At 37.0% G+C, this 12,895-nt stretch carries 8 protein-coding genes; 1 reads left to right on the top strand and 7 read right to left on the bottom strand.

What is annotated here, in order from left to right:
• Positions 1-12: 12 nt before the first annotated feature.
• The 7 genes from AC1DKZ_RS16115 to AC1DKZ_RS16085 all read right to left on the bottom strand — a co-directional run bounded on the left by AC1DKZ_RS16115 (position 13) and on the right by AC1DKZ_RS16085 (position 10,829).
• Positions 13-2,223 carry a lysozyme family protein gene (locus tag AC1DKZ_RS16115; RefSeq protein WP_002139680.1) on the bottom strand — a complete coding sequence of 737 codons (2,211 nt, stop codon included), beginning with the start codon at positions 2,221-2,223 and terminating at the stop codon, positions 13-15.
• Positions 2,220-6,596, bottom strand: a complete 4,377-nt coding sequence (locus AC1DKZ_RS16110) for a TrbL/VirB6 family protein (RefSeq protein WP_476996579.1) — start codon at positions 6,594-6,596, stop codon at positions 2,220-2,222. The genes AC1DKZ_RS16115 and AC1DKZ_RS16110 overlap by 4 nt, the downstream gene beginning before the upstream one ends.
• A 30-nt stretch (positions 6,597-6,626) precedes the next feature.
• Entirely contained in the window at positions 6,627-8,726 is a 2,100-nt protein-coding gene (locus AC1DKZ_RS16105; protein ID WP_367630615.1) for a VirB4 family type IV secretion system protein, read from the bottom strand.
• 2 nt (positions 8,727-8,728) lie between these two features.
• On the bottom strand, positions 8,729-9,643 hold the full coding sequence (locus AC1DKZ_RS16100; protein ID WP_476996578.1) for a hypothetical protein: 915 nt from the start codon (positions 9,641-9,643) through the stop codon (positions 8,729-8,731).
• Positions 9,644-9,994, bottom strand: coding sequence for a PrgI family protein (locus tag AC1DKZ_RS16095; protein WP_113937421.1), 351 nt, complete (start codon positions 9,992-9,994; stop codon positions 9,644-9,646).
• Positions 9,995-10,060: 66 nt separating this feature from the next.
• The gene (locus AC1DKZ_RS16090) at positions 10,061-10,480 is read right to left on the bottom strand and encodes a hypothetical protein (RefSeq protein WP_476996577.1); all 420 of its coding nucleotides are present in this window, start codon (positions 10,478-10,480) and stop codon (positions 10,061-10,063) included.
• A 160-nt stretch (positions 10,481-10,640) separates the two neighbouring features.
• Positions 10,641-10,829, bottom strand: coding sequence for a hypothetical protein (locus AC1DKZ_RS16085; RefSeq protein ID WP_476996576.1), 189 nt, complete (start codon positions 10,827-10,829; stop codon positions 10,641-10,643).
• 317 nt (positions 10,830-11,146) lie between these two features.
• Here AC1DKZ_RS16085 and AC1DKZ_RS16080 point away from each other — a divergent pair, with 317 nt between their 5' ends.
• Positions 11,147-12,559 (top strand): protein kinase domain-containing protein, encoded by a 1,413-nt coding sequence (locus tag AC1DKZ_RS16080; RefSeq protein WP_476996575.1) that lies wholly within the window; start codon positions 11,147-11,149, stop codon positions 12,557-12,559.
• Positions 12,560-12,895 lie beyond the last annotated feature (336 nt).

Below are 12,895 nucleotides of genomic sequence, written 5' to 3'. Positions count from 1 at the left end.
TCTCATCCCTTATCAGTCTATAACATTACGAATTTGAGTCATATGTTGTCCTCTTGCCGTATAGTTTAGACCTGTAATTTGTACACCCTTATCATCACCAATATGAATCATTTTCTGATTCCCCATATAAATTGCAACGTGTCCTGGGTTTTCATAGAAGATGAGGTCTCCTGGTTGTGCATGATTGATGTCTGGTACTTGTTTACCTTGTCCAACTTGAGCACCTGTCCAATCTCCAAGTTGCACACCTACACTTGTTCGAAAGACATACTGCGTAAATCCAGAGCAATCTGAAGTGCCACCCGGTGGATTGCGATTCCCTAATACATATCTCACTTTTCCTTGCCCAAGCCACTTTTTGGCTTCCGCTAATACTTTTTGTCGTTTGTCATTCATCATAACAGGAGAACCACCAGATGATAATCCTGGATCATCATTTTTCTTAAAGAATTTCATCGGATCTGTTGGCTGGTCATTAATACGAATTTGGAAATCTAAATGGACAGCGTATCCATTCATATTAAGTAAACCAGTATCTTTATTATAGTTAGAACCGCCCATCTCTCCAATGATTTGTCCTTTTGTTACCATGGTTCCTGGTGCAACTGATATTTTACTCAAGTGTAAGTAGCGAGATACAATGCCATTTCCATGGTCTACATAAACACCTAAACCACCACCATTTACATTTCCTGTTTGGTTCGTTACAATACCAACTTCCATCGACCACACAGGGTCTCCAGCTTTTCCGGCGGTCATGGCCCCAATATCTACAGCGTTATGTTGTTTTCCACCACGAACCGCATCAAACGTATCTGTAATACGCCCTGATTTCGTTGGCCATTTCCAACCTTTATCAGACACCCATTCTCCATCTCCAGACGCTACACAACCTAAATCTTTGTAAAATTTCAAAACTTTGGTAACGTACGTAAAATCCCCGTAACACGCTCCCACTTTGGTTCGGAAGTTATTAGGATCAGAGCAACCACCCGGATTTAAATGTGCCTTACTTCTTGAGAATTCAATGGCTGTTTCCTCTGAATAACCACCTTTTGCTAATGCATAGCTAATAAAACCACTCCCGAAATTATATGACTGTAAGGCGAGAGCGACGTCACCATTCGCTTGCCCTAGCACATCTTTAAATTCCAGTACTCCTGCTTCAATAGAAATATTCGGATCTGTAATACACCCCATTCGAGCATTTCCTTTTACACCTATACAAGATGGACTCAAGTCTCCATAATGTCCCTCTGATGATTGCATCGGGTCATTACCTGCTCCAGCTGATTCCTGCATCATTTGAGCTGCCAGAATACCAACATATTCAGCGACACCATGTTTTTCTGCCATCTCTTTAATTTTGGGAAGGTAACCTGTTACTTTTTCATTGATATTAACAGGCTCTCCACCAGGACTAACAGAACCTACGCACATACCCCCGATAAATCCACCAGTTGGGGCTAGATGTCCATACATTCCCTCTAACATTCCTGCAGCTAATATCTCACGCGCACGATCTTTTTGACTCTCACTAAATTTTGCAAGTTCCATCGCTTTCTCTAGCCCATGAGAAGAGGTTGTCACCTTTTTACTACCACTAGCATTAATCTCATCTATTTTTTTCTTAAAATCTGTATCTCCTAAAATCTTTTTTACATCTGGTCCGGAGTAACTCTCAGATTTTGTTTTTTGCATCTCCTTTTTCTTTTTTTCACAAGGACCGTTTGGTCCTGCCTCACATACCTCTTTTTCCGTATATTCTTCATATTGGATATCCAAAAAATATGAAATCGCATCATGTGGGTCTTTACCGGTGAGGTCATTATCATACCGTGCCATGTCAAAAGCAACAATCTCTTTCCAATCCACATTTAGAGCCATTGAAACTTCCATATACTTTTTTACTTGTTCTTCTGTTTTACTTTCATCTTTTGTAAACGGTACAAAAGATGCTAAAATGACACACACCACAATAATCAGCGACATAATGATAGCTGCAGGTAATCCAACCGCGGCTAATATTGACCCTACAATTTTAAGTGTTGCCTTTTTTAGCAGTTTGGCAGCAGCTTTCGCTGCCGCCCTTCCTGCTTTTCCTGCCAATTTTGCCATTTTCCCCCGAGCTTGCATCCCTTTTTTCTTGATAAAGTGAGACGCTACATCTTTTAAGGGATTGCTTTTTTTCTGTTCATTTGGATCGTTTGGATTCTGACTCATAGACTTGTCACACCATACTTTCCATGCTCATCATTTCGTCTTTTTCGCTGTGCTAAACGCGGGTTTGGTGCAAATGGAATCAGATTTTGCGGGTCATGTTCTGATAAATTCAGTTGTGTCTCTGCACGTACTACTTCGTCCTGTGTATGTGTAACCAAAATTTCTTCTTTTGGTTTAATACTGCTATCTTTTACTTCACAGATTCTTTCAATTCTTTGGTTTGTTTGTAAACGTGTATCTCCTTTTCCAAATGGTGAGATACGTGAAACTGTACCTTCTGTTGTGGTAGCCACCATATAACTACGGTCTCTTTCTACGACCATTTGTACATTCTTATATCCACCTTGATCTAAGTCAGACATATAGAAGTGGCCATTGTCTACCTTATGACTCACAGTAAGTGGTGGTTCACTTATCACTGGTTTCTGTTGTATTGGTCTTGGATTTTGATTTCCTACCAATTGATTTGGATTAGTATTAATCGAGCGATTTATACTAATTTTCCCACCACTTGAATCTTGTATATATGCTGGAGAAGCTTTCATACCATTTCGGTACTGTGTCAACTGCCCGTCTGCAATATTTAAATCTTGATATACCATTTGTCCGGAACGAATGCTACTATCTCCACTACCATAACGAGATACAACTTGTGTCATCCCACTGGAATCTTTTGCTTCAATCCATGACTTGTTATTCGTCGTAACTAAACGTACAGCCCCTTTGGCAACAGATTGCGTTCCTGTATGGTCTGTTGTTGTTGGAACCATACTCTGAATCTCTTGAATTTCTTTTGCTTCTGTTTGAACAGCTTTGTTATAAGGATTGTGTTTACTTACCATCCTTGAAGTAGCTTGATAAGCGCCTGCACCACCGATTACACCTGCTGCATAGCTTAATCCTTTTGTAACATTGTAATGGCGTTCTGCTGCATTACTTCCCAATGAGGTATGAACAGCTGCAGCAGTACCACTTATCGCTTTTTGTACAGCATTCCCTCCTGCCTGCTGAACAGCACTTGACGCATTAAAGTATGCTTTTGAAACATTCTCTAAACCATTTGTAGGCATCAAATGATTGGCACCTTCCATCACACTCATGCCAATCATTTTGCTTTGCTGTGTCATACGTCCCACAGCTGAAGTTGGGATAGACATTTTGCCAGCACTTTGTGCAATACTTGCCACACCTGCAGACGCATCTGCATACGAACGTTGAATTTCAGCAACGGAAAGATTTCCTGCACTCGCCATACTCGCTTGCGTTTGTGTAGCTGCATACACAGCTTTATTGATTGCACCACCTGCAGCAACACCGTGTGATCTAACTCCTTGAATAGAACTTGTAATCCCAGAGCTTACTTGTTGGCTCACTGTCCCAAGGGTTGCATGACTCTGTAAACCTTTCGTTAATTGCGATGCAAAAGCATCCTTATTGATATACGACTGGGCATGTAGACCCTTACCACTCGTATCTTTTGCTTGCACTGGCATCGCTCCAGTTTGTACTGCTGCTTGCTGGGCTACTGCTTTAAATTCATTTCCTTTTTGGTTTAGATGTGTCTGCCAAGCTTGCTCTTTTTGCGGTTGAGCCATGGTTGGAGACAAGTTTTTCATAAAGTTTTCCCTGTTCTCTCCTGCATACCCTTGTTTAAAGGATTCCGTAGAAGCTTGTACCAAGTTCCCAACATTACTTACTTGTTTTGCATTCTGGCTTCCATATCCACTTGTCAAACCATGTGTTTTCACGCCATTAACTGCCTTTTGAATGCCCGCAGTACTGGATACACCTATTGCATTTAAGTTTGGATTATTTTGTAACTGTTGTGATAACTGAGAAGCAAAAGCTTCCTTATTCGCAAATTTTGTTCCATCTTTTTGCTGAACAATACCTGCATGCTCCGCAGCTTTTTGTGCATGATTTTCGAACCCTTGTACTGTGTGGCCTAAATGCTTGTTCCATGCCGCTTCTTTTTCTTGTTGTGGTAAATTCGCAGGCAATTGCTTGATAAAACCAGCCTTATGATCTGCACTATATGCTTTCTTAAACGCAGCGGTTGAAGCACCTACAAGAGCACCAACCTGTCCCATGTTTTTATGGCCACTCTCTAACGTTTCTCCTTTTACATCCTCAACTGCTTTTCCGACTTTTCCTAATGCAAGTTGAGAAGCAAAAGCATCTTTATTCACATAGGACTTATCAAACAAGTTATTTCCTTGCTTATTTGGATTGCTTTGTAATTGTTGTGATAACTGAGAAGCAAAAGCTTCCTTATTGGCATAGCTAGTCCCATCTTTTTGTTGTACAATCCCTGCTTGTTCGGCAGCTTTCTCTGCATGATTTTTAAATCCTTGGACTTCCTGACTCAAATGCTTGTTCCATGCCGCCTCTTTTTCTTGTTGTGGTACACCTGCAGAAAATTGCTTCATAAATCCAGCCTTATGATCTGCAGCATACGCCTTTTTAAATGCAGCAGTGGACGCCCCAACAAGAGAGTCTACTTGTCCCATGTTTTGATGACCACCCTCTAGTGTTTCTCCCTTTACCCCTTCAACTGCTTTTCCAAGTGCAAGTTGAGAAGCAAATGTATCAACAGGCATAGCCCCCGCTTTTATTGCCGCTTGTTCTGCATGATTTCTAAACCCTTGTACTTTTGAATTAAGATGGCCGTTCCATTTTTTCTCTTTTTCTTCCGCCGACATATTTTCTGGCAATTGACTCATAAACGCGTCTTTATGATCTGCCTCATATCCCTTTTGGAATGCGTTAGTCGCAGCATTGACTAAATCTCTAGCATTTCCATATGGTGTAGCGTTTTTCTTCATATTTTGCAAATCTTGTTTACGCTGATTTTTGAAATGAGACATTTGATCGCTATTTGTTTTCGCTACTTTTTTAGCAATCTCTGCATCAGAAGCACCAGGGAATGTTTGTTTTAATCGACTAGCAACTGCAGAATCCGAATTATCCGCTTTCCAAGATTCAAAATCTTTTGTAGCTAAATCCTGTGCAATATCTTCATCCGTTAGTTCTGGATAAGATTCACTATTTAACCCATTATAAGTATCTGTACCCTTCTTCACACTTGAACCAATATGTTTTCCTAAGGCTACAGCTCCTTCGCCTACTGTAGCAGCAGATCTTCCAGCAACCGCACCAGTAAATCCGCCCGCTTTACTGCCAGCCAATGTCCCTATTGCCATTCCTTCTGGTCCAAGCCCAGCTCCTGTTACCATACCTGCAAGTCCACCAGCCGCTTTACCAATTGAACTTCCGATTTGCCCTGCTTTTAACATGCGAGCTGCACGAGATGTTGTACCTAGATCTGTCCCTAAATTTGCTCCTAATGCATTTTTCGGGTTATCAGCATCTTCTTTTTTATCTTGCTCTCCATCTTTCTTTTCTTTCCCCTTATCATTTGCACTGCGGTGGTCATCACGAATTCCTTTCACCAAACCAGCTACACTCGCTAAAGCACCCATTCCCAGCATTGTACCCGCTCTATGAATACCACCGGATGCATTGGTGCTAAGGCCTATAAAGCTCTTCACAATCTCTCCAACTGGGATAAACATAGCAAGCAATATTAATTTTATAATAGGATTTTTTGCATCTCCAATAAGTGTAATAACGAGCCATAGGGTAATTGCGTGAATCGCTTGAATTAATACTGCCCCCATAAATTCTCGAATCCAGTATAACGTCTGTTGTTTCTTTTGTGGAAATAACCACATTCCTACCATTACAGGACCCATTAACATTAATACGTACAGTGTCACAGCGCGCATTAAATAATAAAAATTTGCCCAAACCATTAATCCAGCTTCAATAAACAAACCGAATATAATAAACATATAATCGTTTTTATGGCCCTCCATTGAAAGCTCTGTAATAGTCTTATTGTCAGATATTCCCGACTTTAATAAAGGTACTTGTTCATCCGGCTTAAAATTACCATTATTCACTCCATTTATCGCCTCTTTAAACTCCAATGTAATCCAAGCATTTAGATCGAATATAACATTATAAAAGAAGTCTAAATGCCAGAGGCAAATCGAGATAATCATTAAATCTTTCGCATACTCAATTAATGCTGTCCGATTATTCGGATTGATAGCTGTCGCTGAATATTTTGCTGCCGTAATCACTACACTGACGAGGACACAAAAAGCAACAAATTTAAACATGACGGGCATACCGGTATCTAGCACGTTAGTAACCGCATTCTTTGAAAATAAAAAACTTAAATTTGAATCAGCATCACTAAAAACTAGGACAGGGATAGTATCCATAAATCCGTAAATCGGACCAAGAAAAGTTTTGACTAAATTAATAATGAGTCCCCCGACCCAATCTATTATTTTCTCAAGCATAATTTCACCTTCCTTTTCAAAGGTACGCTATTACCCTGCGTATCCTTGTACTTTCTTCATATTATTTAAAAGCTCTTGTAGTACTGCTTCATTCGATTCAATGAACATCATTTCTTTGTCTGATGGATCTGTTTGAATCCAAACCGAACTATCTCCTACACGGAAGATTCCTTCTCCTTTTCCTGGGTTGTTGAGAATAATATCAAGCTCCCCAGCAGTTAAGTTAAAGTTCTCTTGAATCTTTTTCTTATCGATCTTATTTTGTTCTAAGAAGAAATAAGAAAAAGTGGATTGCAAGATACCGCGCGCTTTTACATTTTCTAAAATACGAACAAAATCCTGACTTGCCCAACACATACCTGCATTTCTCTTACGAGAGCGGCGTGCTACTTTTTCTAAGAAGTTAACTGTTTGTTCATAGTCGATAAACTGCCACATCTCATCCACATATAATACTTTTCGTTTGATAGCGTGTTCTGGGCTCTTAATCCAATGCTCCCAGATATAGTTCAGGATAACGTGGAAGGCGATTGGTTTTAAGAATCCTTCTTCTAAATGACTAATATTAAAGTTAACAACACGTGACTCATTTAACTGCGTTTCCACACCACGGCCAAAATGACTTTGTCCATCAAATAATGGTTTTGAACCATCACGTAAGAACGGACGAATCGCGGCAATTAACTCTTCTGCTTTCACATCGTCCCCATGATGTTCTACTATTACATCGTAGATTTCTTTTAACTCTGGCTCAGGCTTTCTCACTTGAGACTGAATTAATTGTCCATCCACCTTTTTCACTTCATCTGTATATAAAGATGAAGGATGAGAAGTAATGCCATGTTTATCAAACACTTCACGAATCGCATCTTCCAGCATCGTACGTTGGAATACATTTAATCCTGGTTGATCAAAATCTTGTCCGCGAATAATAATGTCAAAGAATCCTAGTATTTCATTAATTTTCTCTAAAATTGGTACGAATCTTACATACTTCACTCCATCACGTTCTATGAGTTCTTTCTTATCATATTGTTCAAGTGCTTCTAATTCTTCATCTTTATCTGTAATCTGAAGTTCTGTTACCGCGATTGCACAAGGGTTAATAATGATATTACTTTCTGGTGAAATATTTAAGTTAATACCGCCTAGACGTTTTGTAATTTTTACGAATTCCCCCTCTGGATCGATAATCATTGCATGTGTATCTGCAAGTGACGTTTCACGAGCTAACTTCATCTTTAAAAGTAAACTTTTCCCGGAACCTGAGATCCCCGTCACACCAATGTTATAATTTGGTGGGCGATAATCTGCATTCCCGAACGAATTTAAAAATTCTATTTGCCCAGTAATTTTGTTCTTTCCTATTGGTATACCACCATTAAATCTTCCGGATCCTGACACAAACGGTGCAAATGTACATAAGGCTCGTCTATCGATATTTCGATATGTATCTTGCAAAGTGTTTGGTGCACCTAGTGGCATAACCGCTTTCAAACCACTTTTCACACGATTCCAAGTACTTGCTATCTTAAAGTGTGATGCTTGCATTTCATCCTCAAGATACTCACATAAAACGTCTAATTCTTTCTTTGATTCTGCATACGCAACAGCCATCGTACTCACCATATAGGAGTCATTCTCATTAAATTGAATTTCATCCATTAAATTGTTTGTATCTTGAATTTTTGCATCTAAGTCTTTTTCTTGGTCAATGTTTCCTCGTGTGCGTTGGAAAGAAAGGTTTGAACGTAACATCGTTAGCTGCATATCTAACGATCGCATCGCTTTCGCTTTTGGCTCTTTATGAATATCAATCATGACATCGACTTCCCCAGCTGAAGTTAACATGTTCAACCAATTGGTTTGCATCATACGAGGGTATCCATCACGTGGAATATAAAACGGACGGAAGAAGGTATTACTTCCTAAAGACTGCTTAATCACCCCATAGTCTTCTGCATCAATTTTCATGCCTTCTGGGGCAATGACATCAAACACGGTTGTTTGATTATCTAATTGAGTGGGTACCTCTTCTTGCTCCTGCTCTTCCTCCTCTAGTTCCAATTCATCCTTCTCTTCTGCTTCTAATTTCTTTTTTTCTTTTTTCTTCTTTCCAAACAACTTCATATTTACGCCACCCCATTATTTGATTTTTCAGCTTTTTCTTCTGCTAGAACTTTCTTTATTAACTCTAGTTTTCTCTCATTTGTTTCACCTGTTGAGTACAGAGAGAAGTTTTCATTTTCAATTAAATCTTGGAAACGTGCTTTCACAGCTTTACGACGATTAAACGCTACGTATAAGAGTTCTATCAATTTGTCTTTCGTTAACATTTCTACATTAATTTTTGCTTTTGATAATAAATTTCGCGAAGCATTATAACGACGATATAATTCGTTAAACGCTTTATCTACAATCTTTTCTTCCAATTCTTCCTCTGTATCAGCTGTAATCGTACTAATATCCACCTTGTATGGGTAAATTAAGTAACGTTTTTGCTCATATCGAGGCTGCGAACGTTGCCAGTACTCTAAGTTATCGATAACTTCTTGACCATATAGTATTGTCTCTGGTGTAAGGTCCTTCGCACCTTTCATCGTTTCTGTCATTTTTCGTACAGGATCTGTTAAATCTACAAACTTACTTTGAATATATACTTTTGTATTAAACTCTAATGTGGTTAACCATGATTCAATTTTGATATCAATCGCTTCTTGTTCCATATTGGAGAGTAAGTAATAATTAACTGGATGCGCTTCCGCAATCAAGACAAATGTGTCATCATGATAACGAATCATATGATTGTCAATTTCCTTAATGTCTTCTACAAAAGCGCTAAAGAAATCAACATTATCCTCATCAACTTCTGATTCAGCAGGCATATTCTTTTTATTTTTCTTTCCACCTTTTTCAGCAGTGTGTTTCTCTACTCCGCCTTGCTTTTTCCCCTTTTTCTTAGACCCAAACAGCGGTTTTCCGTTCATTTTCCGATAAAAGAAAAATCCTACAATGGCTATCACCGCAAAATATATCATTTCCAACATCTATACATTCTCCTTTACCCATATAGTTGGCTCGTACCCTTTTCTCCACTTCCCTTTTTCGGAACGGCTACGCATTTTGATAAGTAAAAATCTATCTAGATACATGTGTTGTTTTTCTTTATAAATAAAAGCAAACGCTATTACACCTACTACCATTGGTATTGCTAAAATTAAGCAAATAAAAAACGCTACTACCGCATCAATAGGTGCAAATAGCCGCCATAAAAATGGTACATATAAATAAAGAGCCGCCCCGCCACCTAATAGATAAATCAATTGGCGTTTACTTAATACACCTAACAACGTTTTTTGTTCCGAAGTCATGTCAACAGGAACAGTTACTTTTCTCATATTGTTTCCTCCCTTGTATAAGAGAAGCTCTCCCCAAATGGAGGAGAGCTTGTACAAACTCTTATGTTAGATTGTTGCAACCCAAGCAGCGATGTCATACGCTTTGATCATGACAAAGCCTCCAATTGCCGCACAAGCTAAACCAACCATAGCTTGTGTACGGTTTTCAGGGTTCTTCCCTTGCGCACCAGAAAGTTTAATAGCTGCGAATACAACACAAGCAACTACCCAAATACTACCAAAACCAATTAATGTTTTTACAAGGGTATTCATACTAGTTTGGACAGTTTTAGCATCGCCTTGACCGCCATTACCACCAAGCCCCCCCGTAAAACTACTTTTTGCCAGTAAAAAATCTCCTACTGATGTTGTCATAAGTTTTGCAGACAACCAATTCAACATAATTCCTGCACCTCCGGGTGTTTTTGTTCGCAAAACGCAAAAAGACCCCAATACACGCACACGTCCCCTAAGGACATGGCGCATATTGAGGTCTTCTCTTATATGCGAACTGATTAATTTTTTATTTTATTGTAAAATCTTATTACGTCTATATTATAGCAATGCGATTTTTAAAACACAAGACTTTCTTTACATATTTAACAAAAATAAAAGCAAGATAGACATTTCTTCTGCCATCTTGCTTTTATTTTTGCTTATTGTCTTTGTTTGGATCGTATAAGACCATTTGAATTTGGAAAATGTCACTGTCCGTAATACCTAAAACATTCTTTTCTTCTTTAAATGAACGCCATGTTTCTATTTTTATGGATTTTGTATTTTTGTCCTTTAGCGTATACACATGTACAAAGTACGCTTCTTTTTTCTTTTGCATAATAACCTCCATTTTACTGAAGCATAACAAATCACATATCTATATAAAAATTACACAATTATTAATAACATTACGGGAGAATATACATTGATTAGTCTGCTGTTGCCTTTATATATATCCTTACCTTTACTTATTTTTTGAATTCACAACTCAGTCTAACACATATACAAAATTACACGAAATATAATCCTACACTATCCTCCCAAATTGTATAATATAATTATCAACATTAATTAATTCTAACCGTCTCAAAATTCTAATTATGATTGAATTTGCTACTCTTTTTCCGAAAAAATACATTATATAGGGGAATTAAGATGAAAAATAAAAGAAGAGATTATCACTTTGAAGATAATACGCTTAAACTAGTACCTTTAGATGAAAATGAAGAATTTTCAAGAGAAAAGTGGATTCAGAAAAATCGCGATATTAGTAATTGGTTAGAAGTAACTATTCCTGATATTACTCTTATAGAATTTGTTGGATGTGGTGCAAACGGTATAGTTTTAAAGGCACAAGAGAGTATTACTGGGAGAATATGCGCTCTAAAAATCTGGCTACCAAATACAAAATCTAAACATTACAGCGTATATTTTGAAAAATATCAAGAAGAGATTACTAAAATAGCTAATTTAGATATGCCTTCTATTGTAACAATTTATAAAGCTGGCTTAACCGATACGCGTTATTGTTATTCTACAATGGAATGGGTAGAAGGTATAACATTAAAAAAATTCTTAGCAACTAAGACAAATTTACAAGATAATTTAAGATACAAAATTTTGAATGACATTTTACTAACAATTAATGAATGTCATAAAATTAATGTTTTTCATGGTGATTTACATGATGAGAATATCTTATTAGAGCCACTTGATACATACAATAGAGATTACAAAGTTAAAATCTTAGATTTTGGGACAAGTCTATTAAACAGAAATAAATCTAAATCATATAGTAAACAACGTGAATCTGCTCTATTACTACAAACTATTGAGAAATTGCTTCCTGTTGAAAAAAAATACAACTTATTAAACTTCAAATATTACAGTTCTCGCAACCCGAATAGAGATGCAATTAAATTTAAAGATGATGTAAGAAACATTGAACCAATTATAGTAAGTTCAACATTAAAACATTTATGTGAGATTTATGCTTTGGTAGAAAATAATCATTTTAATGATGCAGTACTTGGTGACATGTTAAATTATTTATTATCTTCTACTCACTTAGACCCTTATAAAGTATGGAATTATATCTACATGAAAGGTACTAAGTCAGAGGCCGATTTAGAATATCTAATGAAAATTATATCAATTAGAATGGGTAGTTATATATTTGAACCACATTTTCGCTACGTTGATTTACAACAACTCGAATTAACTTTTAGTATATATGAGCTGTTAAAAAACACTAGTGATTTACAGAAATATGAGGATTTTAATTTAGAGGATTTTGATATAAATAATTTTGATTATAAAAAAGTTCTTAATTTAAAATCCATAGAAGACGTAATAGAATTTCTAACTTTTGCTAAGTATAAATCATATGAAGATGAATACATAAGTTTTTTAACCGAATTATATGAAGTATTAAGTGAAAAATATGCGGAGGAATATGAACCTACTAATGGGTACAAGAGAGATCTTGATTTAATATTTAAACTAAATGAATTAAGATTAATAAGAAACTATTCTATAGAAGAAATATTAGATTGGGAAGAAGTATGATAGTAAGTAAAAGTAAAATTTGTTAAGTAACAATAAAGTTGTTTAATTTACAATAATGTCGTTTAAAAAATAATAAAGTTGTTTAAAAAACGCCAGTCATGCTATTCAACAATCGGGCCAGATTATGGAGGAACGTGTTCAATACTATGGGAGATATTTTGTTAAAATATAAAATCAAAATTGTGAAGATTTTCACTTAAACAAACGGGGCAGGTTAGTTTAAATTCAATTAAAAAGACAATAACAAAAAGGAAGGGCAACAGACTGCCCCTTCCTTTTATAATTCAGGTAATGAAACCCTTGCAATAACACTTTCGTCTTCAGTTAAAATCAAAA

It is taken from the genome of Bacillus sp. 05T21, assembly GCF_056396785.1.
The sequence above is the reverse complement of the archived record's forward strand: the minus strand, read 5'-3'. Positions and strand labels throughout refer to the sequence as shown.

What these genes read in the sequence shown, in the direction of transcription:
- AC1DKZ_RS16090 (WP_476996577.1), bottom strand. Translation starts at nt 10,480, where the DNA reads ATGCGCCATGTCCTTAGGGGACGTGTGCGTGTATTGGGGTCTTTTTGC.
- AC1DKZ_RS16100 (WP_476996578.1), bottom strand. Translation starts at nt 9,643, where the DNA reads ATGTTGGAAATGATATATTTTGCGGTGATAGCCATTGTAGGATTTTTC.
- AC1DKZ_RS16110 (WP_476996579.1), bottom strand. Translation starts at nt 6,596, where the DNA reads ATGCTTGAGAAAATAATAGATTGGGTCGGGGGACTCATTATTAATTTA.
- AC1DKZ_RS16080 (WP_476996575.1), top strand. Translation starts at nt 11,147, where the DNA reads ATGAAAAATAAAAGAAGAGATTATCACTTTGAAGATAATACGCTTAAA.
- AC1DKZ_RS16085 (WP_476996576.1), bottom strand. Translation starts at nt 10,829, where the DNA reads ATGCAAAAGAAAAAAGAAGCGTACTTTGTACATGTGTATACGCTAAAG.
- AC1DKZ_RS16105 (WP_367630615.1), bottom strand. Translation starts at nt 8,726, where the DNA reads ATGAAGTTGTTTGGAAAGAAGAAAAAAGAAAAAAAGAAATTAGAAGCA.
- AC1DKZ_RS16115 (WP_002139680.1), bottom strand. Translation starts at nt 2,223, where the DNA reads ATGAGTCAGAATCCAAACGATCCAAATGAACAGAAAAAAAGCAATCCC.
- AC1DKZ_RS16095 (WP_113937421.1), bottom strand. Translation starts at nt 9,994, where the DNA reads ATGAGAAAAGTAACTGTTCCTGTTGACATGACTTCGGAACAAAAAACG.